23 protein-coding genes are annotated in these 23053 nt (G+C 45.0%); 2 read left to right on the top strand and 21 right to left on the bottom strand.

The annotated features are described in order from the left end of the window. Positions 1 to 2 precede the first annotated feature (2 nt). The 20 genes from ACFQPF_RS12740 to gpr all read right to left on the bottom strand — a co-directional run bounded on the left by ACFQPF_RS12740 (position 3) and on the right by gpr (position 20650). The gene (locus tag ACFQPF_RS12740) at positions 3 to 392 is read right to left on the bottom strand and encodes a diacylglycerol kinase family protein (RefSeq protein ID WP_379750118.1); all 390 of its coding nucleotides are present in this window, start codon (positions 390 to 392) and stop codon (positions 3 to 5) included. Position 393: 1 nt separating this feature from the next. Beyond that, the gene (gene ybeY, locus ACFQPF_RS12735) at positions 394 to 858 is read right to left on the bottom strand and encodes an rRNA maturation RNase YbeY (RefSeq protein WP_379750117.1); all 465 of its coding nucleotides are present in this window, start codon (positions 856 to 858) and stop codon (positions 394 to 396) included. Then, positions 855 to 2972 (bottom strand): HD family phosphohydrolase, encoded by a 2118-nt coding sequence (locus ACFQPF_RS12730; protein WP_379750116.1) that lies wholly within the window; start codon positions 2970 to 2972, stop codon positions 855 to 857. Before ACFQPF_RS12730 ends, ybeY begins: the two co-directional genes overlap by 4 nt. A gap of 188 nt (positions 2973 to 3160) precedes the next feature. Then, positions 3161 to 4132: a PhoH family protein gene (locus ACFQPF_RS12725; protein WP_379750115.1), complete on the bottom strand. Its 972-nt coding sequence runs from the start codon at positions 4130 to 4132 to the stop codon at positions 3161 to 3163. Positions 4133 to 4137: 5 nt separating this feature from the next. After that, positions 4138 to 5331, bottom strand: a complete 1194-nt coding sequence (gene yqfD, locus ACFQPF_RS12720) for a sporulation protein YqfD (protein WP_379750114.1) — start codon at positions 5329 to 5331, stop codon at positions 4138 to 4140. After that, positions 5328 to 5645 carry a sporulation protein YqfC gene (gene yqfC, locus ACFQPF_RS12715; protein WP_379750113.1) on the bottom strand — a complete coding sequence of 106 codons (318 nt, stop codon included), beginning with the start codon at positions 5643 to 5645 and terminating at the stop codon, positions 5328 to 5330. The genes yqfD and yqfC overlap by 4 nt, the downstream gene beginning before the upstream one ends. A 127-nt stretch (positions 5646 to 5772) precedes the next feature. Further along, a complete protein-coding gene (locus tag ACFQPF_RS12710; RefSeq protein WP_379750112.1) occupies positions 5773 to 6216 on the bottom strand; it encodes a GatB/YqeY domain-containing protein in 444 nt (147 codons plus the stop codon). A gap of 19 nt (positions 6217 to 6235) precedes the next feature. Next, positions 6236 to 6409: a 30S ribosomal protein S21 gene (rpsU, locus tag ACFQPF_RS12705; protein WP_094251991.1), complete on the bottom strand. Its 174-nt coding sequence runs from the start codon at positions 6407 to 6409 to the stop codon at positions 6236 to 6238. A gap of 433 nt (positions 6410 to 6842) precedes the next feature. Continuing rightward, positions 6843 to 7517: a deoxyribose-phosphate aldolase gene (gene deoC, locus ACFQPF_RS12700; RefSeq protein WP_379750111.1), complete on the bottom strand. Its 675-nt coding sequence runs from the start codon at positions 7515 to 7517 to the stop codon at positions 6843 to 6845. A 136-nt stretch (positions 7518 to 7653) separates the two neighbouring features. Continuing rightward, a complete protein-coding gene (gene mtaB / locus ACFQPF_RS12695; RefSeq protein WP_379750110.1) occupies positions 7654 to 9000 on the bottom strand; it encodes a tRNA (N(6)-L-threonylcarbamoyladenosine(37)-C(2))-methylthiotransferase MtaB in 1347 nt (448 codons plus the stop codon). Between the two features lie 5 nt (positions 9001 to 9005). Then, on the bottom strand, positions 9006 to 9758 hold the full coding sequence (locus ACFQPF_RS12690; protein ID WP_379750109.1) for a 16S rRNA (uracil(1498)-N(3))-methyltransferase: 753 nt from the start codon (positions 9756 to 9758) through the stop codon (positions 9006 to 9008). A gap of 18 nt (positions 9759 to 9776) precedes the next feature. Next, positions 9777 to 10718, bottom strand: a complete 942-nt coding sequence (gene prmA, locus ACFQPF_RS12685) for a 50S ribosomal protein L11 methyltransferase (RefSeq protein ID WP_379750108.1) — start codon at positions 10716 to 10718, stop codon at positions 9777 to 9779. A 31-nt stretch (positions 10719 to 10749) separates the two neighbouring features. Next, positions 10750 to 11865 (bottom strand): molecular chaperone DnaJ, encoded by a 1116-nt coding sequence (gene dnaJ / locus ACFQPF_RS12680; RefSeq protein WP_379750107.1) that lies wholly within the window; start codon positions 11863 to 11865, stop codon positions 10750 to 10752. 147 nt (positions 11866 to 12012) lie between these two features. Then, the gene (dnaK, locus tag ACFQPF_RS12675; protein WP_379750106.1) at positions 12013 to 13842 is read right to left on the bottom strand and encodes a molecular chaperone DnaK; all 1830 of its coding nucleotides are present in this window, start codon (positions 13840 to 13842) and stop codon (positions 12013 to 12015) included. A 39-nt stretch (positions 13843 to 13881) separates the two neighbouring features. After that, complete coding sequence (grpE, locus tag ACFQPF_RS12670) at positions 13882 to 14460, bottom strand: nucleotide exchange factor GrpE (RefSeq protein WP_379750105.1); 579 nt, start codon at positions 14458 to 14460, stop codon at positions 13882 to 13884. A 30-nt stretch (positions 14461 to 14490) separates the two neighbouring features. Beyond that, positions 14491 to 15522, bottom strand: a complete 1032-nt coding sequence (gene hrcA / locus ACFQPF_RS12665) for a heat-inducible transcriptional repressor HrcA (protein ID WP_379750139.1) — start codon at positions 15520 to 15522, stop codon at positions 14491 to 14493. 94 nt (positions 15523 to 15616) lie between these two features. Continuing rightward, positions 15617 to 16756: a radical SAM family heme chaperone HemW gene (gene hemW, locus ACFQPF_RS12660; protein ID WP_379750104.1), complete on the bottom strand. Its 1140-nt coding sequence runs from the start codon at positions 16754 to 16756 to the stop codon at positions 15617 to 15619. A 76-nt stretch (positions 16757 to 16832) separates the two neighbouring features. Beyond that, positions 16833 to 18656 (bottom strand): translation elongation factor 4, encoded by a 1824-nt coding sequence (lepA, locus tag ACFQPF_RS12655; protein ID WP_379750103.1) that lies wholly within the window; start codon positions 18654 to 18656, stop codon positions 16833 to 16835. 476 nt (positions 18657 to 19132) lie between these two features. Then, entirely contained in the window at positions 19133 to 19477 is a 345-nt protein-coding gene (locus ACFQPF_RS12650; RefSeq protein WP_379750102.1) for a DUF3679 domain-containing protein, read from the bottom strand. Positions 19478 to 19540: 63 nt separating this feature from the next. Continuing rightward, positions 19541 to 20650: a GPR endopeptidase gene (gene gpr, locus ACFQPF_RS12645; protein ID WP_379750101.1), complete on the bottom strand. Its 1110-nt coding sequence runs from the start codon at positions 20648 to 20650 to the stop codon at positions 19541 to 19543. Between the two features lie 148 nt (positions 20651 to 20798). Here gpr and rpsT point away from each other — a divergent pair, with 148 nt between their 5' ends. Further along, entirely contained in the window at positions 20799 to 21065 is a 267-nt protein-coding gene (gene rpsT, locus ACFQPF_RS12640; protein WP_379750100.1) for a 30S ribosomal protein S20, read from the top strand. A 330-nt stretch (positions 21066 to 21395) separates the two neighbouring features. On the opposite strand, the gene holA is transcribed toward rpsT, so the two are convergent. Further along, positions 21396 to 22421: a DNA polymerase III subunit delta gene (gene holA, locus ACFQPF_RS12635; RefSeq protein WP_379750099.1), complete on the bottom strand. Its 1026-nt coding sequence runs from the start codon at positions 22419 to 22421 to the stop codon at positions 21396 to 21398. Between the two features lie 395 nt (positions 22422 to 22816). Here holA and ACFQPF_RS12630 point away from each other — a divergent pair, with 395 nt between their 5' ends. Then, on the top strand, positions 22817 to 22948 hold the full coding sequence (locus ACFQPF_RS12630) for a YqzM family protein (RefSeq protein ID WP_379750098.1): 132 nt from the start codon (positions 22817 to 22819) through the stop codon (positions 22946 to 22948). Positions 22949 to 23053: the final 105 nt, after the last annotated feature.

Here is a 23053-nt window from a genome sequence, read left to right as displayed (position 1 = left end):
TATCACCTTCCAGCGTTCCATTGCTTTATCATTTCTACTGCTGGTTGAAAAAATAGCAGTATACCGATTATAACAGCAAACAGCGAAAAAACCAAAACGGCACCTGCAGCAGCATCTTTCGCTTTTTTTGCCAAAGGATGAATGTCGTCCGTTGTGAGGTCGACGGCATTTTCAATGGCTGTATTCATCAGTTCAAGTGATAGGACCGAAGCAATGACAAGGAAAAGCACACAATACCTCCACACAGAAAAATCAAGCACCGCGGCTGCTGCAATCGCCACGATGCTGATACTGCAATGAATTCTTAGGTTTTGTTCAGAACGGAAAGCATTACTGATGCCTGACCATGCATATCCGAAGCTCGCTTTAAGTTTGTTAGCTGAAAACTTCATCTCATCGTCCTAATTGAAGAGAGGCAAGAATCTCTTCTTGTCTTGCGAACATGATGCTCTCTTCCACATCCGTCATATGATCATATCCGAGCAGATGAAGAAATCCATGAACCGCTAAGAATCCAAGCTCTCGTTCCATCGTATGGCCATAATCCTCTGCTTGTTCTTTGGCGACATCATGACAGATGATAATATCGCCAAGCATTCTTGGAAGGTCAGCCCCTTTGATCGAAAGCTCATCATCGCCTTCTTCCATCGCGAAAGAGATCACATCAGTAGGCTTATTCTTTCCTCTGTATTCGCTGTTTATTTCTTGAATTCTTACCCGTGAAACGAACGTGACAGAGACCTCTGCAGGTCCAGTGTCTTCCATTTCTGCTGCTTTTTCAAGTACAGCTCCTACAAATTGTTGATCTTGAACTGTCAGAAGTTCTGTTTCATCCATAAAGTCAATTTGAAGGGTCATTTTATTTCCACCTTTTTCATTTCTTCTGGATACTCAATTCTAGAATGAAATATCCCTTTGAGTGTATTGCTTAATGTCTTGGCCACCGTGTCAAGTTCTTTCAAGGTGATGTCACATTCATCGAACTGCCCATCATCGAGCCGTTCTGCGATAATCTTTTTTATGATTTGTTCGATCTTTACCGGTGTTGGTCTGCTAAGCGATCGGACCGCTGCTTCTACCGCATCAGACACCCCGATGATGGCTGTCTCTTTTGTTTGTGCTTTAGGACCAGGATACCTGAACTCCATCTCGCTGATTTCCTTATCAGACTGCTGGCTTGCTTTGTGATAGAAATACTTCAGCAGCGTTGTACCGTGATGCTGTTCTGCAATATCCACGATTTCCTTCGGCAGCTTGTACTCCCTGATCATATCCGCCCCATCATAAGGATGGGCTGTAATGATCGTCTTGCTTAAATGCGGTGCAATTTTATCATGAGGGTTGTCCATATTCATCTGATTTTCAATAAAGAAATGAGGTCTTTTCGCCTTGCCAACGTCATGGTAATACGATCCTACTCTTGCCAGCAGGCCGTTTGCACCAACCGATTCGCACGCAGCTTCTGACAAGTTCGCCACCATAATGCTGTGGTGGTACGTACCTGGAGCCTCCATCAACACTTTCTTCAGAAGCGGGTGATTCGGGTTGGATAATTCAATCAGCTTAGCTGTCGATAAGATGCCAAACCATGACTCGATCACCGGCAATAACCCGAGCGTCAAAACCGATGATAAAAAACCAGATAGAAATGCCGCTCCAAGTTCAGCACCTGTCTCAGCTGCCGAATAACTGCCATCCTGTATGAGGAGGATCAGAAGGACGGTACCGATATTCACGAAAGAAACAAAGAGTCCTGCTTTAATAATCTTATTCTTAATATGCTTCTTCCCTAAATAAATAACACCGGCAACGCCGCTTAAAAGAATGTATAGCGCCATCACGAAATGAAAGCTGCTTGCTGTGTTTTCATTAAATATAACAGCCCCACACAAAGATAAAGCGACGTTCGTAACGAGTGCAAGCTGTTCACTGAACAACATCTTCAGCATCATCGTCCCCGCAGCGATCGGAACGAGATAATATAAATACATCTGCCCAGATATACCGGCAAGACTGACGATTTTCATCATCAGGATCGAGAAGACAAGAAGAATCACATAAATGACGGCATGCTTTTTTGTGTTTTCCTTTTCAAAGCTGTCTTTTACGAAGTAATACAGCCCTGCCAACAATAGCACGATAAACAGCAATAACCCGACAAATGGTTTATAGCTGATTTTCTTACTGGTCAGCCCTGCTAATTCAAGACGCTTGTACACTTCGGCTGTTACAAGATCACCTTCTGAAACGATAACTTCCCCTTCCTTAATTTCCGCCTGCTGAACACTGTCACGCGCTTCTTTCCTTTTTTCTCTCGTTTTTTCGTAATCGAGCACCTTATTATGGATGATAAAGGATTGAGTCAGTTCCACAACTGCATCTTCAAGGGTGTCTGGATAAGATGCATTCTGGCTGATGATCTGCTCGGCGTTTTGACGGGCTTGCTGGACCTTATTCAATTCGATTTCTTCACTCATCAGCGAGCTGATCACCGATGTTGACAAAGTTTTGACAGACTCCAAACGGTCTGCTGATGATTCGAACAGGACGCCAAGCGAGGCGGGTGACACTTGGGCATCACCTTTGACATCGTTGATCTGTGCAATTTTTTCATCAACAGTCAGCTTTCTTTCCTCATCTTTTTTCTTGCTTTCTACTTCATTCAATTTCTTGATAGCATCAACAAGTTCATTCAATTTCTTTGCTTGTTCAAGCCCGGCACCTTTATCATAATAATATATATCTTCTACAGCTGTTTCAGCTTTTCGCTTTCTTTCTTCGGTTTCATTTACTAAAATAACAGCTTTCGGAGAGCGGATGTCAGCAGGAGAAGGCTCTAGCAAAACGACATCTACTTTTTCCGGCGTTACATTCGAGAACATGACGGCGAACATGACCGCACCTACAACGATAAACCACATAAACAGCATGTCGATTCTGATGGACTTTATGTATTGACGCCAATGCTTCAAAACGGTTCCCCCTAGAAAAACCTTCTTTTGACCATTTTAACAAATCGTGGACATTCTTGGTATGATATATATATACCGCTCATATTGAGCTTTCGTTATAAAATTTCCGGTGTTTCGATTTCTTTCATCACTAAAGCGAGCATCTGCCCTGGCGACTGAGCCCGGGCAGATGCTCGCTTTTTACTGTATTAGACAGGTGCTTCTTCTTGCTCGTAAGCGGAAATAATCCGCTGAACTAGAGGATGCCTCACAACATCAAGCTGCCTTAAGTGGATGAAGGCGATGCCAGGCACGAGTGAAAGTGTCTTTTCCGCTACTTTGAGTCCGGATTGCTTTCCTTTAGGCAGATCAATCTGTGTCGTGTCCCCCGTTACGACCATTTTGGAACCGAACCCTAAACGTGTGAGGAACATTTTCATTTGTTCGGGTGTCGTATTCTGGGCTTCATCAAGAATAACGAAGCATTCGTCCAGTGTACGTCCTCTCATGTACGCGAGCGGTGCGATCTCAATTATGCCACGTTCAATAAGGCGCTCCGTATGTTCCGCCCCTAAAAGATCGTGCAGCGCATCGTACAGCGGACGTAAATATGGATCGACCTTTTCCTTTAGATCACCAGGAAGAAACCCTAAGCTTTCACCTGCCTCAACGGCAGGTCGTGTGAGGACAATTTTTTTTATTTTGCCTTCTTTTAGTGCGGTTACAGCCATAACGACAGCGAGGTACGTTTTCCCCGTTCCAGCAGGGCCGATACCGAAGACCATATCTCTTTTTTTCAATGCTGACACATAATGTCTTTGTCCCAGTGTTTTGGCACGGATTGATTTCCCTTTTGCTGTCTGGGTAATTTCTTCTTCATAAAGCTCGGTGAGTTCTTCGAGCAAATCCTTCTCTGAAAGCTGAACGGCGTAAACAATATCGCGTTCCGAAATATGGATGCCTTTACGAATCAGGCTTAACAGGACAAGTAATACATCTTCCACCTGACCTGACTTTGCTTCATCAGCCGCAGAGACCGATACATCTTCACCGCGTGTGAATATGGCCACTCCAAGTTTTTCTTCCATCACTTTTAAATAGGCATCGTTCGGGCCGAATAACGCAAGTGCTTCACTTTGATTTTCCAGCTGCAAACGATTTAGCTTTTTCGTTTCTGACAAACTACTCATTCTCCTTGTTGGATAGGTATAGGTTGTACAGATGCAATGTTTTCAATTACCAGATACAGCATCGTTAGTTTAACTTTACCATCTGAACGAGATTTGCGCCAAACCTTTTCTTCTAATATCTTTGCACCGTGAGGGAGTTTCTTTTGCAATTCTTCTGCAGCCATCTGCTTGGCCACTTTCTCGGCTTCCTTGACAGAGTAGTCTCTCTTCACTCCATCCGTCTCTCTATATTCTTCTTTCACATAAGAAACAGGCAGGGTCCACTTAAGGAACCGGATATTTTTTTCATCTTTTCTTTTTGTAAAGTGTTTGAACTCTCCATTCGACAACCCCCAAACGGGAACCGGCAAGCTTCCTAAAGAGATAAAATGGCGGTCTTCTTGTTTTCCTGTATACGTGCTGAACGTCGTAGTGAGCGGGACTTCAACCTTTGACTCGTACCATACCTCACCCATGACTTCCCCTGTCGCACTGACTAGCTTGGCATGCTTGTCTTTTCCGATGTATCCAGACACGAGAACAGCTCCCTTTGCTACCGAATCATTGACTCGGACGAGAGGCTGGCCTTTTTCTACGAACAAATCATGGATGACGGCTTCTTTACGTGCGACAAGGTGCCTCGGCCCATTAACGGGAGGTTTATAAGGCAGTTCTTTTTCAACCACCTGAAAGTGATAAGCTGTCCCTCTTTGGGTAACACCAATCCACGTTACATTGCCCATCTGATCAGTCAGTTTCTTTTGCAGCTGGCGGGCATCGGGAAGAAAGAAAATCAGTTTTCCTTTTTTCACTCCAATGGCAGCTGCAGCCTTTCGTAGTTCGTATTCTGTTTTAGCATTTGCTCCTGTCACATTAATATTCCATACCATGTTCGATAGAAAGAGCAGGATCGCGAAGAATGCCCCCAATCCAACTAGAATTCCATTTCTTCTCCACAGCTTTCTAAGGGTAAACGGCGTCCCTTTTTTCTCTAAAAATCGTATCTTTGTTTTTGAGCCTTTCAGAATAGCACGCGCCTCTTTCACGTGCGCTAATGAAATACAGCAAGTAAACGAAGCCTCAGAGATCCGCTTTATGTTCCATACGTTCAGGCGATGTTCCATACAGTCATTTAAAAACTTGTCGCCGCCTGGCCCGATTACAGCGATTTTCACATAACCCGCTAGTGTGTCGTTCCAGCCTCTCTTCATCCTTTCCCCCCTTTTCCTGATTGGTGACCCGGGCTTTCATCCATGAACGTTACTCCTGATATCCTGCCTTCTAACAAGATTTCTTCAGGCATCACAGTCTTAATTAAAAAACCATCACCTTCTATAACGAGAGCACCTGATTTCAGCTTTAATTTCAGCTCTTCGTTTGAAAACGATAATACCCCCCTGTGGTTTTCAATATATATATGCAATTGTCCGATCATGGTAATTCGAGGCAAGTCCATGACTACATCAGCCGGGAGGTCCATTTTCTGCATCATCCACTTGCTGACCTGCTGCCGCCATTTTGACATAAAAAAACCCCCTTCTCATTTATTTTTATGAGAGGAGGGTGAAAACTATCACCTGTTAAAGGAGAATCACAAAATCTTAAAACACAAAACGCCCTGCAGCTTAGCTGCAGGGCGTGTTTCGTTGTTATTAAGATAAATGCTGCTGGACGACACGGTTGACAAGTCCACCGTCTGCTTTCCCTTTTACCTTAGGCATAAGGGCGCCCATTACTTTTCCCATATCAGCTTTGGAGGATGCCCCAACTTCCGCAATGGTTGATGTTACAATCTCGTTTAGCTCATCTTCGGAAAGCTGTGCTGGCATATAATCAGTCAGAACAACTATTTCTTCTTTTAAGCTGGACGCTAAATCATCGCGGCCTGCTTTTTCAAATTCCTGGAGGGAGTCTTTTCTTTGTTTCATTTCGCGAGTGAGGACAGTAAGCTCTTCTTCCTCATTCAGGTCGCGGCCTGTTTTAATGGCCTCGTTCTGGATGGAAGCTTTCACCATTCGGATAACCGACAGCTTTTGCTTATTCTTGTCTTTCATCGCTTGCTTCATGTCTTGATTGAGTTGATCAAGAAGACTCATAGGTGGATTTCACCCTCTCTTAGAACTTGCGCTTTCGAGCTGCCTCAGCCTTCTTCTTACGCTTTACGCTAGGCTTTTCGTAATGTTTGCGCTTTTTAACTTCAGCCAAAGTTCCATCTTTGGAAACGGATCTTTTAAAACGACGAAGAGCATCTTCAATGGATTCGTTCTTGCGAACACGAGTTTCTGACATTGTATATCCCTCCCTCCAGACCACCCTTACAAATTAAGTAAGAATGCGTCACATATCTTAGGATATTATAATATATCCATGGCAGACGGTCAACTTCAAATTTTCAAATCTATTCGTCTGAATACTAAGATGCGATTGATCTCCGTTACAGGTGCACGCTTTCCGCGGGGTGAGCGGTGAGCCCTTCCGTCGCAAGCGCCATTGGAAGGTCTCACCTTCTCACTCATCCCGCTGGAGTCGGCACCTTTCACTGCGATCAATCCTATTCAACGAAGAAATCAAAGGAGTAAAAAAGAGATATACCAGTCATCCATCATGGAGAAATGGAAGTATAATCTGATTGCACTTCCGAAAGTTGACGCGATCGGTTTATTTTCCAAAAAAAAATCAAGAGGATTTGTCTCCCTCCTGATTTTCATACAATCCATAATGATTAATAATCTGTTTTTGCTGTTTCGCCTTTTACGATGGCGATGCCTGCGCTTGCTCCGATACGTGTTGCGCCTGCTTCGATCATAGCTTCAACGCCTGCGCGGTCGCGTACGCCGCCAGATGCTTTTACTCCGATGTCAGGGCCCACTGTTTTGCGCATTAAGCGGATGTCTTCTACTGTCGCTCCGCCTGTTGAGAAGCCTGTTGACGTTTTAACATAGTCGATTCCAGCTTTAACAGCAATTTCACATGCTGTCACTTTTTCTTCATCAGTAAGAAGGGACGTTTCAATAATCGCCTTCGTTAGAGCTTTTCCTTTAGCCGCTTCAACGACAGCACGAACATCCTTTTCAACGAGTTCAAGATTGCCGCTCTTTAGTGCGCCGATGTTGATCACCATATCTACTTCCGTTGCTCCATTTTCAATCGCGTTTTTCGTTTCGAACGCTTTAACTTCAGGAGTGTTGGCACCAAGCGGGAAGCCAATGACAGTACAAACGGCTACATCTGTTCCTTTTAATTCTTCAAAAGCTGTATATACCCAAGTAGGATTTACGCATACAGAGAAAAAGTTATACTCTTTTGCTTCTTGGCACAGAGTAAGAATTTGTTCTTTTGTTGTTTCAGCTTTTAAAGCTGTGTGGTCGATCATTTTAGCGATGTTTACATTTGTCATGCAAACCATCCTTTCTTCATTAAAAATTTTCACTATCGTATCATAACAAAGTTTTCGACAAAAATCGAGTGACAGTTAAACGCAAAAGACAGACAAAAAACCGGTGATTCAGTGACCGGGATTTAATGCCTTCGTATTAAGCGTGTGAAGCCTGTTTAAGTACAGCTTCGTCTTCCACTTTCACGAACTGGCCTTCATTATAAGGATAACCAGCTTTTGTGATTTTTACTTTGACTAGTTTGCCGATCATATCTTCCGTTCCAGGGAAAATAACTTTTAAATAATTTGGTGTGTATCCAATAAAATGTCCCGCCGCATCTTTGGACTCTTCTTCTGGAATAACTTCTACTACCTCGTTCTCGTAGCGGGATGCATATTCCTTTGCAAGCTGGTCGGATAAAGCGATCAAACGGTGAACACGTTCGTTTTTCACGTCTTCAGGCACTTGATTATCCATTTTAGCCGCAGGCGTCCCTGTACGCTTAGAGTAAGGGAACACGTGCAGCTCCATGAACTGATGGTTTCGGATGAACTCAAACGTCTCCATGAATTCTTCCTCTGTCTCGCCCGGAAAACCGACGATAACGTCAGAAGTAACAGCTAGACCTGGCAGCGCTTCTTTTAAACGGTCCAGGCGTTCACCAAACATCTCCATGCTGTATTTTCTTCTCATGCGCTGAAGAACGGTATTGGAACCTGATTGAAGCGGTATATGAAGGTGCGGCACGACCTTATCAGAGCGTCTGATGACATCAATCACTTCATCACTAATCTGGCTGGCCTCGATGGATGAAATACGAATTCTTTTTAAACCGTGAACTTTTTCGTCCAAGTCCGAAAGCAGCATCGCGAAGTTGTAACCTTTCATATCTTCGCCGTAGCCAGCTGTGTGGATTCCCGTCAGAACAATTTCTTTGTAGCCGGCATCCACAAGCTGCTGAGCCTGTGCGAGCACTTCTTCCGGCTTACGGGAGCGGAGAAGTCCACGTGCCCAAGGGATGATGCAAAACGTACAAAAGTTATTGCAGCCTTCCTGAATCTTTAGGGAAGCCCGGGTACGGTCTGTGAAAGCTGGTACATCCAATTCTTCGTACAGCCGTGCCTTCATGATGTTGCTCACACCATTGATCGGCATGCGTTCTTCTTTGTATTGTTCAATATATGAGAGCATTTTTGAACGATCTTGTGTTCCGACAACAACATCTACACCCGGAATCGCCATAATTTCTGCAGGCGACGTCTGGGCGTAGCAACCTGTAACACAAATGACCGCATCGGGATTAGAACGAATGGCCCGGCGGATGACCTGGCGGCTTTTCTTATCTCCCGTATTCGTTACCGTGCACGTATTGATTACGTACACATCTGCCGAGTGCTCGAACTCAGCTCTATCATAGCCTTCTGATTTAAATAGCTGCCAGATGGCTTCCGTTTCATAGTGATTAACCTTGCAGCCTAATGTATGAAATGCAACGGATGGCATAATCCTCACCCCAATAATTCAAAATGATAAGAAATAGCGGAAAGCATATATAAAGAAGCTGTTTCAGTCCGCAATATCCTTGGACCTAAACCGCATAATTGAAAACCGTGCGACACTAAGGCATCCGCCTCTTTTTCAGATAGCCCGCCCTCTGGACCGATCACGCAAAGTATGGAGTCACCAGGACGGGTTTGCTTAAGAGCAGCAGCAAACATGGAAGTTTCACTGCTTTTCGCACTTTCTTCATAAGCAGCAATTTTTATCGTATACGTTTCCGCCATTTTTAGCAAATCCTGAAACGAACCTGGAGATTGAACGACTGGGACGACCGAACGATGCGCTTGTTCCGCTGCTTCTTTTGCAATTTTTCCGAGCCGCTCTGTTTTCTTCGCACCCTTTTTTTCATCCCATTTGACTATGGCACGAGAAGAAGAAAAAGGGAAGAAGCTAGCGGCTCCAAGCTCTGTCCCCTTTTGCACGATCCACTCAAGCTTATCTCCTTTTGGGAGGCCTTGTGCGATACAGACACTCACCGGAAGGCTCGAACGATCCTCATACACTTCAAGCACCTTGCATTCGGCATGATCCGCCGCAACGGAGATGAGCTCGCACACCATGGACATGCCCGTATTATCACTGCAGACGATTTTGTCTCCAGGCACCATCCTCATCACTCTGGCCATATGCGACGCATCTTCACCCGTAATTGAAATATGATCACCGTTTTTCTGCAAAGGCTCAATAAAATAGCGCTGCATGAAGTAGCCCCAACTTTCTTACTTGTTTTTTTGTGCGATAATCGCAACCCAGTCTTCCATTTCCAAGACTTCTACGATTGAAAAGCCAGCTCGTGCAAGATCATTCTTCACGTCCTGTTTTTTCCCTTGAATGATGCCGGATGTGATAAAATAACCGCCCGGCTTGAGCACGTTGGATGCATCGTCTGTAAAGCGGAGAATAATCTCTGCCAAAATGTTAGCCACAACTGCATCGTATGGCCCTTCAACACCTTTTAACAGATCATTCTGCTTGGCATGAGCGGTGTCGTGGACTTTGTTCAGCTTAATGTTGAGGCGTGCGCTGTTAACGGCAACCTCATCCAGATCAAACGCATCTACAGAGCCCGCACCCAAGAGGGCAGCGGCGATGCTTAATACTCCAGAGCCCGTACCGACATCCGCTACCTTGTCACCTTCCTGCAAATACTTCTCTAGCGCTTGAAGGCTCATGACGGTCGTAGGATGCGTTCCTGTTCCAAACGCCATGCCCGGATCAAGCTCGATAATGAGCTCATCGGAACTAACTGGCGTATATTCTTCCCAAGTTGGTGTGATAGTAATTTTCTCAGAGACTTTCACTGGTTTATAATACTTCTTCCAAGCTGTCGCCCATTCTTCTTCGTTCACTTCAGAAATCGTAACCATATTGGCACCGAGGTCAATATCAAACGTGACCAAGTTGTTAACGGCCTGTTTAATTTCTTCAACTGTTTCGCCTAAAAAACTATTTACCGGCAAATACGCCTTTAATATGACACCTTCAGCCGGATAATCATTTGGATTGAGATGATAGATCTCCCCGAAAACAGAATTCCTTTCTTTCATTAAGTCTGCGACGTCTTCGATCACCACTCCGCTCGCTCCTGCTTCATGCAGGATATTGGATACTGGCTCCACCGCTTCTTGTGTTGTGTGAATACTGATTTCAGACCATTTCATCTTAAGTCAACTCCATCCTTGTCATTAAAGGCTATTCTACTTTAAACGCACGCTTTACTTTATCAAAGAAACTATCGCTGTGTTCATCAGGTACTGTTCCGCTAATTTCTGCAAAATCACGAAGCAGCTGCTTCTGCTTTTCCGTCAGCTTCGTCGGGGTAATCACTTTAATCTGAATATGCTGATCTCCCTGGCCGCGGCCATGGACATTTTTCACACCTTTGCCTCGAAGCCTGAAGTTCGTCCCGCTTTGCGTTCCGGCTGGCACCTTCAGCTTCACTTTTCCGTACAATGTCGGCACTTCGATCTCATCACCCAAGGCTGCCTGCGCGAACGTGATCGGCATCTCGCAATAGATATCGTCACCATCACGCTCGAAAAATTCATGAGGAGCAATCTGGAACACTACATATAGATCGCCTGCCGGGCCTCCGTTTGCACCTGGCTCACCGTGTCCTGACATGCGGATCTGCTGCCCGTTATCCACTCCTGCAGGCACTTTTACCGATATCTTTTTCGTCTTGCGCACCTTGCCTGCTCCATGGCACGTTCCGCATTTTTGCTTGATGATTTTTCCTTTTCCAGAACAATACTGGCAGACTCTGCGGTTTACGATACGGCCAAACGGTGTGTTCTGTTCGACGTTCAACTGGCCTGAGCCGCCGCAGTGTGAGCACGTGTCCGGTTTCGTTCCTGGCTTGGCACCCGATCCGTGGCACGTTTCACAATTTTCCTCTTTCGGAATCTGAATTTCCGTGTCTTTGCCGAAGACAGCCTCTTCAAACGAAAGGCGCATCGAATATTGAAGGTCGTTCCCTTGCCTAGGCGCGTTTGGGTTGCGGCTTCTGCCTCCCCCGCCACCAAAGAACATGTCAAAAATATCGCCAAAACCGCCGAAATCTCCGGCGCCTCCACCAAATCCCTGGTTCGGGTCAGTATGGCCGAATTGGTCGTAATGCGCTTTCTTTTGCGGTTCGCTCAGCGTCTCGTAAGCTTCCTTTACTTCTTTAAACTTTTCTTCCGCATCTGCTTCTTTGTTCACGTCCGGATGATATTGACGGGCCAGTTTACGGTACGCTTTTTTAATATCGTCACCTGACGCGTCTTTACCTAAACCAAGAACTTCATAGTAATCTCGTTTGCTCAAAAGAAATCAACTCCCGCTCATTTCACATAAAAGTTATCTTACCATCATCAACCATGAGACTCAAGGGCTTTCACAGTCTTCACTCTTCACTCCGTAAAAAAAGCCAAAGCCAAGATATGCCTGACTTTGACTTTTCATCACTTTTTATTACTTCTTCTCGCTGTCGTCTACTTCTTCAAACTCAGCATCGACTACGTTTTCGTCTTTTTTCCCTTGTCCTTCTTCACCTTGAGAAGCTTGCGCTTGCTTCGCCGCTTCTTCGTAAAGTTTGACAGAAAGCTGCTGGACAATTTCGCTTAGCGAATCTTTTGCTGTTTTGATGGCTTCGATATCGCCGCCTTCCAGCTCTTTCTTGAGTGCTTCTTTCGCTTCGTTAGCTTTTGCCACTTCCGCTTCGTCCACTTTTCCTTCAAGGTCTTTCAGTGTTTTTTCCGTTGAGAAGATCAACTGGTCTGCTTCGTTGCGTGTTTCTACTTCTTCACGCTTCTTCTTGTCAGCTTCAGCATTCTCTTCTGCATCTTTTACCATGCGTTCGATCTCATCGTCAGAAAGTCCTGAAGAAGACTTGATCGTGATGGATTGTTCTTTGTTCGTACCCATATCCTTCGCACGAACGTTTACGATACCGTTCGCATCGATGTCAAAGCTAACTTCGATTTGCGGGATGCCGCGCGGTGCCGGCGGGATATCCGAAAGCTGGAAACGTCCGAGTGTCTTGTTGTGAGCTGCCATTTCGCGCTCACCCTGCAAGACATGGATGTCAACAGACGTTTGGTTATCTGCTGCTGTTGAGAACACTTGTGACTTGGAAGTCGGAATTGTCGTGTTGCGGTCGATCAGACGTGTGAACACGCCTCCCATAGTTTCGATTCCAAGCGATAATGGCGTTACGTCAAGAAGAACGACGTCTTTCACATCACCAGCAAGAACGCCACCTTGAATAGCAGCTCCAAGCGCGACAACTTCATCAGGGTTAACACCTTTGTGAGGGTCTTTTCCTGTGAACTTTTTGATCGCTTCTTGTACAGCAGGGATACGTGTTGATCCACCGACAAGGATGACCTTATCGATATCAGAAGGTGTCATGCCTGCATCGTTCAATGCTTGGCGTGTCGGCCCCATCGTGCGCTCGACAAGCTCAGCTGAAAGGTCTTCAAACTTGGCGCGTGAAAGGGAAAGCTCCAAGTGCTTCGGACCTGACGCGTCTGCTGTGATGAATGGAAGGGAGATCTGTGTAGTCGCTACACCTGAAAGATCCTTCTTTGCTTTTTCAGCTGCATCTTTTAGGCGCTGAAGTGCCATTTTATCTTTAGCCAAGTCGATGCCGTTCTCTTTTTTGAATTCTGCAACAAGATAGTCGATGATGACTTGGTCAAAGTCGTCTCCGCCCAACTTGTTATCGCCATGTGTCGCTTTAACTTCGAAGAACCCGTCTCCAAGCTCAAGAATCGATACGTCAAACGTTCCCCCGCCAAGGTCAAATACAAGGATCGTCTGGTCTTCATCTTTCTCTAGTCCGTATGCAAGCGCAGCTGCAGTCGGCTCGTTGACGATACGCTCAACTGTAAGGCCTGCAATTTGACCAGCATCTTTTGTCGCCTGGCGCTGTGCATCGTTAAAGTATGCAGGAACTGTGATAACGGCACGTTCCACTTTTTCACCGAGATAGTCTTCAGCGTAGGATTTTAATTTTTGAAGGATGATCGCAGAGATTTCCTGCGGCGTGTATTCTTTTCCTTCAGCTTCTACTTTGTAGTCTGTACCCATATGGCGTTTAACAGAGATGATTGTGTTAGGGTTTGTAACCGCCTGGCGCTTAGCTACTTCCCCTACAGAACGCTCTCCGTCTTTAAACGCGACAACAGAAGGCGTTGTGCGGTTTCCTTCAGGGTTAGGGATGACGACGGCCTCTCCGCCTTCCATAACTGCGATACAGGAGTTCGTTGTTCCAAGGTCAATACCGATAATTTTGCTCATTTGATAGTTCCCTCCAATTCAATATGTAGCCACGCAATGTTATGCGTTGACTTTAACCATTGCCGGTCTTACAACACGGTCTTTCAAGCGGTACCCTTTTTGCAGTTCTTCGACAACCGTGTTCTTTTCAAACGACTCGTCTTCCACTTGCATTACTGCTTGGTGAAGGTGAGGATCAAAGAGTTGTCCGATTGTTTCAATCTGCTCAAGCCCCTCATTCTTGCACGCTTCTTGAATCTGGCGGTACACCATATTCATTCCTGCCAAAAGATTAGACGTCTGCTCATTGTCACTTTCAAACTGGAGCGCACGCTCAAAGTTATCCATCGCAGGAAGAAGCTGTTCAATCAAACTCATCGATTTATATTTTAAGCTGGCTGCTTGTTCTTCTCTTGTTCTGCGGCGGAAGTTATCGTAATCCGCTTGAACGCGCATCAGCCGCTGGTTGCTTTCTTCAAGCAGTTTTTCAAGTTCAGAAATACGCTGTTGCTCGGCCGTCAGCTCTGTTTCAGCCGAAGCTTCTTCACTATCCTGTCCATGATTCTCTGCTTCTTCTGAAGAAGGAATCTGTCCATTTTCTTCCTCAACTTCACGGTTAAATTGTTCTTCTTGATTCATGCGTATGTCACCTCCTAAAAAAGATAAGCACTACCACTGGCTGAATCGGTTTGTCAGCCGGGCAGATATTTCGCTCGAAAGCATATCAAGCATCGTAATGACACGCTTGTAATCCATGCGAGTCGGCCCTATCAGTGAGATGGAGCCGAGATGCTTGCCATGCACCGAGTAAGATGCGTTAATAATACTGCAGTTTTGCGCTGCTTCCAGCTCATTTTCCCGTCCGATTTTCACCGTAATGCCATCACTCTGTTCAGATACAAGATGGCGGATCAAATCTTTCGTTTCAAGCATCTCAAGTACGGCGCGAACCTTTTCGATATCCTTGAATTCAGGCTGAGAAAGAATATTTGTCTTCCCTCCAAAGAAAAGCTTATCCTTCTTTGACCATTGCAGCATCTTCGAGAGGGCATCCTGCATTTTTTCATAGCTGTTCACATGAGAACGCAGCACGCTCGAAATTTCGCTTTTCAGACGCTGGTCCAGCTCGACAAGCGGAACTCCGGCTAATCGTTCGTTCAAGATGTTGACGAGTTTCTCCAAATCACCTGGCTCGACCGCGTCAGGAAGCATAATATGCCTATTTTCCACATGACCCGTATTCGTAATGAATATAGCCACCGCCATGTTTCCTGTAATGGGTACAATTTGCAGGTGCCTCAGTGTCATATCGTAAGCCTGAGGGCCAAGGATGACAGCCGTATAATTAGTGAGCTCGGACAAAATTCTTGCCGACTCATCAAACAGCTTTTCCGTTTCTTCCACTTTGTCTGTAAACATACTTTGCAGGCGTTCTAAGTCTTCGCGACGCATTGGACTTTTCGGAAGCAAATGATCCACATAGAAACGGTATCCCTTTTCAGATGGAATACGCCCCGAAGAGGTATGCGTCTTTTCAATAAAGCCTAGTTCTTCAAGGTCTGCCAGCTCATTTCGTATAGTAGCGGGACTGAATGAAACATCGTCCCTTTTGGAGATGGTTCGGGAGCCGACCGGTTCGACGTGCAGAATATAATCATCAATCAATACTTGGAGAATAAACAATTGACGGTCTGTCAGCATTTCCCTCACCTCTCCCACTTTATTAGCACTCCTAGAAAGCGAGTGCTAAATTCTAAATATAAATTACCAAAAACGATGTGCGATTGTCAATCATTTATAACACGCCAATAAATTCGCTGAAGACTTCATTCCCTAGAAGGACTCCGCGTGAAGTGAGCTTGATCATATCACCCTCTTGTTCAAGCAGGCCATTTTGTTTCAGTTTGCTGATCTGCTCACCGAAAACATCCATTAATGATACACCGTAGCGTTTTTTAAACACGGCACATGAAACGCCTACTCGTTTGCGCAGACCCATAAACATTTCTTCTTCCATTTTTTCATGCATTGAAAGATGATTTTCTTCGGTGTATGGGAAGTCCGTGTTTTCAATGAGATTCATATATTTCTTCAGCGGCCCTGCATTCACTCGCCTCACGCCATTCACATAACTATGCGAACCAGCACCAATTCCGTAATATTCATTATTCTCCCAGTATTGGAGATTATGAAGGCTTTCATAACCCGGCTTCGCAAAATTGCTGATTTCATACTGCGCGATGCCGTGCTTTTTCAGCTCAGAAATTAAATACTCGAACATTTCCGCTTCCAATTCTTGCGCAGGAAGGTTTAATTGCCCTTTTTGAGACCGGATGTAGAAGACCGTTTTGGGTTCTACCTGCAATGAATAAGAAGAGATATGAGGGACATCGAGCTCCATTGCGGCCTCTACGCTCTCTTTAAACATTTCCATTGTCTGTCCAGGCAGACCGAACATCAAATCTATTGAAAGGTTAGTGATTCCTGCTGCTTTAGCCTCTTCCACTGTCTTCTTCACATGGCTGGCGTTATGTGTTCTGCCAAGTTCTTTCAAGAGTGACGGCTGGAAGGCCTGAGCCCCGATGCTTAACCGGTTCACGCCATGTTTTTTTAAAACCTCCAGCTTTTCTGCTGTTGTCTGTTCAGGATTAGCTTCAACGGTGTATTCTTTTGCTTGTGACACAGGAAAATGACGGCTGACAGAAGACAGGAAAACATCCAGCTGCTCGGCACTTAAAGCTGTCGGTGTGCCGCCGCCAATAAAAAGCGTGTCCATTGATTCGTACGGAAAGCGTTCGATCGTGTTAAACATTTCCCTTTCCATCGCAGTTAAATACTCGTCAACCGGCTGCCCTTTTAAGAACACTTTATTAAAATCGCAATAATGGCAGATGTTTACACAAAATGGAATATGAAAATATGCTGCTTTAGGCATGTAAGCCACCTCCAGTCATTGAAAGACAATGCAAAGACCGCTAGATGGTCCTCGAGCGGTCTTTGACAATAAACGTTTAATTATCATCCATACGCAAAACGGCCATAAAGGCTTCCTGCGGCACTTCCACCCGCCCGATCGTTTTCATGCGTTTTTTACCTTCTTTTTGCTTTTCAAGCAATTTGCGTTTACGAGAGATATCCCCGCCGTAGCATTTCGCCAAAACGTTTTTGCGAAGTGCTTTAATGTTGGAACGGGCAATGATTTTCTGTCCGATGGCAGCCTGAATCGGCACTTCGAACTGCTGACGCGGAATGAGCTCCTTCAGCTTTTCAACGACTACTTTTCCTCTTTCATACGCAAAATCTTTATGAACGATGACAGATAGAGCATCGATCTTCTCATTGTTAAGGAGAATTTCCATCTTCACAAGCTTGGAAGGCTTGTAGCCGATCAGTTCATAATCTAATGAGGCATACCCTTTTGTGCTTGATTTCAGCTGATCAAAGAAATCATAAACGATCTCAGAGAGGGGAATTTCGTATTGTACGTTAACACGATTGTTCTCCATATAGTCCATCGTCTGGAAGACACCGCGCTTCTTTTGGCAGATTTCCATGATCACCCCAACATAGTCGTTCGGTGTCATGATCGATGCTTTAACATATGGCTCTTCGACATTGCTGATCGACTGTGCATCCGGCATGTTGGCCGGGTTGTCGACAATCACGTTCTCACCGTTCGTCAACGTAACGTTATATATAACGCTCGGTGCTGTTGCGATCAGATCAATGTTAAACTCACGCTCGATACGCTCTTGAATGATTTCCATATGAAGCAATCCAAGGAAACCGCAGCGGAACCCGAATCCTAGCGCTTGAGAGGTTTCCGGCTCGTACTGGAGTGCTGAATCGTTCAGCACGAGACGTTCAAGAGCCTCACGCAGGTCATTGTACTTCGCAGTATCAACTGGATAAAGGCCGCAATATACCATCGGGTTCATCTTACGGTACCCTGGCAGCGGTTCTGCAGCAGGCTTTACTGCGCTTGTGATTGTATCCCCGACTTGCGTATCTCCCACGTTCTTGATTGAAGCGGCAAGGAAACCAACATCTCCGACCGTCAAGAAATCCTTTTTGACGGCTTTAGGAGTGAACACTCCTAGTTCAAGCACTTCAAACTCCGCTCCCGTTGCCATCATGCGAATCTTATCTCCGACTTTAACGGAACCTTCTGCGATTCGGATATACGTCACGACACCTCTGTACGGATCATAGAGGGAGTCAAAGATCAAAGCTTGCAGCGGGTTGTCCGGATCACCTTTTGGTGCTGGAACCTTCTCCACGACCTGCTCTAAGATTTCCTCGATCCCGATGCCAGCTTTTGCGGAAGCTAAGACAGCTTCAGAGGCATCAAGCCCGATCACATCTTCCACTTCTTGGCGAACACGCTCAGGCTCTGCACTCGGGAGGTCGATTTTATTAATCACAGGAAGAATCTCCAGGTTGTTCTCAAGCGCCAGATAAACGTTAGCCAACGTTTGCGCTTCAATACCTTGAGCAGCGTCGACGATAAGAAGAGCTCCTTCACAAGCAGCAAGGCTTCGGGAAACTTCGTATGTAAAGTCGACGTGTCCCGGAGTGTCGATTAAATGGAAAATGTACGTCTCTCCATCTCTTGCCTTGTATTGCAGCTGCACGGCATTTAATTTAATCGTAATTCCGCGCTCACGCTCTAGATCCATTGAATCAAGCAGCTGCTCTTTCATTTCACGCTGTGACAGCGCGCTCGTTTTTTCTAATATACGATCCGCAAGTGTTGATTTCCCATGGTCTATATGGGCGATGATGGAAAAGTTACGGATTCTCGATTGACGTTCTAATTTTTCTTCACGATTCATTGTTTAGTTCACTCCTGCACATTTAGGAAAAGTCACTAAGTTCCATTATATCAATACAGAAAATGTTATTCAATTAGAATCAGTAAGTTCTAGCTCGTGCCATAGAAAAAAGCCTTTCGCAAGGCTCTGATTTTATTTGAGCTCAGATAAGTGGTTGATTTCCGTTACAGGTGCACACTTTCCGCAAGGTGGGCGGTAAGCCCCTTCGCTAGCTAAGCGCCATTAAATGGTCTCACCTGGCCCACTTACCCTGCAGGATAAGGAAGGCTATGCAACAAGACATCGCACGGTGAAAATGTGGTGTTTATTTTCGAGAAGTCGGCACCTTTCACTTCAATCCACCTTTTCCTTTTCCCAATGAAGCATTCAAAGTTGAGTTGTATATCTGAAGAATTATCAGCTAAAAATGATTGTTTTACGGTTTTCCCCAAGAAGTATTTATTCCTATTTCAATCTTGAAGTGCAGATGGATGCATCTACATTGACAGCAGTTCAATTATTTCTCCAATCACAAATGAGACAACTGTGATGACCGTCTGGAAAATGGAGGTGATTAAGGCTGTTGCTTTTTGTCCGAGATAGGAGAAGAAATTGAAAGACTTTTCTTTTTGCAGCTGTTGTTTGTCGGTTTCAAATGTTCCTGCAGTGGCGGGAGAGGCGGCTTCTACGTTGTTTTTCTTTTCAAACAGCGGTGCTTCGATGGATGTTGGCTGCTCACCCTTCATTTCACTCATCTCATTATGGGCCTTCTGCATGCCAAAGAGGATGCCGAGAAAAAGAAGCACGCCAAGCAGCAAACTTTTCGCCATGAATTTTTTCATTACCATACGCCTCCTGCAAAGGCTGTTTTATAGAGACTTATGCTTGTCCCAGTCTCTTTATTCCTAATGTGTATAAGAAGATGTATTGTTCTGGTCAACTTGTTTATGCAAGGCCTCGTTCAAACCGTTGGCAAGCACGTTGGCCATATCTTCTATAAATACATCCACTTCCTTCGGTGTTACCATTAAGTTATGCCCGATCGGTGACAGCACTTCGCGAATCAATCGCAGCTTCTCATCCTCCTCAAGCGTGCCGATAATGCCTAAGAAATTTTTGCGGTGCTCGTCATTCGGCAAGTCCTCTTCTGTCAGTTTCTTCAAGGTTCCAAAGCTCATGCCCGCAGGAGTGAGTGCTTTGGAAGGTTTGTCACCTTCACTCATCTCACGGCCAAAATGTTTTAAAATGTAATCAATTGTGTCACTCGTGATCGTTGCTGCATCCACGACGGTAGGTATGCCTATTGAAATGACAGGAATGCCAAGCGTCTCTTTGCTTAATTCTTTCCGCTTGTTCCCTACTCCTGACCCCGGGTGGATTCCGGTATCTGACACTTGAATCGTCGTGTTCACTCGTTCTAATGAACGGGAAGCGAGCGCGTCGATCGCGATAATAAAGTCCGGTTTCACCCGCTTGACGATTCCATCGATAATATCGCTCGTCTCAATCCCGGTAATTCCCATGACCCCTGGCGAGATGGCGCAGACCGGGCGGAACCCCTCTTGAACATTTTCTGGGGCAAGCTCGAACAAATGCTTCGTGATAAGAAGGTTCTCTAGCACAAGCGGACCTAGGGAATCGGGTGTGACGTTCCAGTTGCCAAGTCCAACAACAAGGCACGTATCCGTCGCTTTAATTCCTTGTTCATTTAGGAATCGGTGGAAATCGCGGGCAAACACTTCCTGCACTCTTTCTTGCAGTTTGGAATCCTTCTCTCGTATCCCCTGCACTTCAAATGTTACATACACACCCGCTTTTTTCCCGGTTGCTTCTGCGCCTTTTTCATCTATCTCCACACGTACAAGTTTAATGCCATCGTCATCTTTTTCTTTGATCACAACACCTTCAATGCTGCTTTTATTAACCGTCTCTTGTTCTTTCAGCAGCATATCTGCTGCTTCCACAGCCAAATCCGTCCTAACAGAAAAACGGCTCAAGTCGATTTCTTTTTCCATAAAAAACCACCCTCTTTCTGCATATTATTTTTTCCTTTTGTACAGCTTTTCATTCTTGTATTGCAATATATAATTTACTTTGATAAAATACCTTGTGTCCTATTTTTTGCAACGAACGGTTGCGATATTACATAGGGAGGTGAACGGATTGGCTAACATTAAATCAGCGATTAAGCGCGTGAAAACAAACGAAAAGCGTCGTGCACACAACGCTTCACTAAAATCTGCTATGCGTACTGCAGTAAAGAACTTCGAAACTTTGGCAGCAAACAAGGATGCTGAAGCAGCAACAGCAGCATTTGCTGTCGCTTCTAAGAAACTTGACAAAGCAGCTACTAAAGGACTTATCCATAAGAATGCAGCATCACGTCAAAAGTCTCGTCTTGCAAAGACTCTTAACGGAATCAACGCGTAAATTATTGGATCAGCACGAAACGGCTCCATGTAAATGGGTCGTTTTTTCTTTTTATCTTTTTTATGGTTTGTTGAAGCAGGTTTTCCAATTAACGGAATTCCGCCCGCAGTTCACGGTTTTGCGCCCGAGATTAGTCGGTTGGCGACCGCAGTTGCATAGAACGCAGCCGCGTTACGCCGGTTGGCAGCCGCAATTGTATAGAACCCGCCCGCGCCGCGTGCTTATTTAAGATAAAACCAGTTTATTTGTTGAAATGACAGACAGAGCCCCATTTCGTGTAAACGGAATGGGGCTTCTGTCTGTCATTTCAGATGTTTCAACCATGCATTTTTAACGCATTCTTGCTATCTGTACAATAAGCAATTCCAGAATCAGCACTTTATCCATCTTTCCAGTCTTCATTTCATAATCACATTCTGCAAGACGGTCAAGCAGCATGCGCAATGATTTCTCATTGAACTTACCAGCCTGCCGCAAAGCGAGTTTAGCAGCATATGGATGGATTTTCAGCGCTGAAGCCATCTGCTTTTCGCCATATCCTTTTTTTGAGAGTTCCTTTACACCGAAAATGATGCGAAACTGCCTGGCCACAAGTGCCAGGATTTGAATAGGCTCGTAATTTTGCTTGAGCAGGTCATACATCGTTCTAAGCGCTTCTTCATTCTGACCCTTTACGATGTCATCCACGAGCCCGAAGATATCATCATCAAGTGTTTTAGGAACGAGTTGTTCTACAGTTTCTTTCGTAACAGTACCATGTTCACCGGCATATAGCGCCATTTTTTCTATTTCAGACCGCAGGGAAGCCAGATTTGCTCCAAGTCTGACGAGCAGCAGCTCTGTTGCATCATTCTCTATCGTAATCGACAGAGACGCTGCCTTTTGCCTCATCCACTTTCTGGCTTCATCGACGCTTAAAGGAGCGGCAGGCATCACTTGAGCTTCCTTTTTGAGCAGCTTCACGATTTTTTTCCGTTCATCCAGCTTTTCATATGGAGCAACAATCACGAACACGGTATACTCTACTGGCTCATTTATGTAAGCTTCAAATGCGGGGAAGTGGTGCTCCACTTTGCTTTTATCCTTGGCACCAGTTAAGAATATTGCGTTTTTCAGTATAACAATGCGCCGCTCACCGATGAACGGCATGGTTTCTGCGTCCTCTACTACTGTTTGTATGGGCGTATCGTAATAATCATACACGCTGTAATTAAAGTCTTTTTCTCCTTCTCCCAAGCTTGCAGAGAAAGCAGAAAGCGCTTCATTGATAATATGATCTTCTGTCCCTGATATAAGGTACAGTGGAGAAAGATTGCCATTTTTTATATGTTTTTTTAAGTCATCGACCGATAGCATACTTACACCTCTTTCACATCCACTTTCAATCGTATGTTCTTTGCCGTGATAATGCAATATGTTAAGCGAGAAAACTTGGGCTTTCGTTATATAAAAAAAGAGAACAGCACATCGTGCTCTTCTCTCATTTATAATGAACGCCAGCCGCCAATACCCCGGGTTTTAAAGGCAGTCAGCGAGTCGGCATTAATTATCCTATCTTATTCCTACTGCTGAATAACGGTGACAATGTTTTCAACATCCTCTGTAAATGAACATCAACTAATCAGCCAGAGCCGTTAACGAGCACCATCGACTTTGCAGTTGCGGGAGCGCAAAGGAAAAAGAAAGCATTTTCAGTATGGATTTTTGCAAGTATTTGTCTTATACTATTAATGGATTAGGAGGGTTGCCGAATGAATCGTTTTGAAAAAGATGTTCAAAGCAAACGCAACGATTTAATTGACTCCGGAGTAGGTTTTATCTGGTCCTTTGCGTTCTTTTCACTGATTTTTGCGATCGGCGTCATCATGAAACTTTTTGTTTAATAATTGAGATAGGGGGAGGCGCCTAGCCTCCACATCCTCTCGTACCACCGTACGTACGGTTCCGTATACGGCGGTTCCTGTTAAGTCTTACGCAGAGCATCATAT

It is taken from the genome of Fictibacillus iocasae, assembly GCF_042665465.1.
Taxonomy (GTDB): domain Bacteria; phylum Bacillota; class Bacilli; order Bacillales; family Fictibacillaceae; genus Fictibacillus; species Fictibacillus iocasae.
This window is presented reverse-complemented; position numbering and strand designations above follow the sequence as displayed.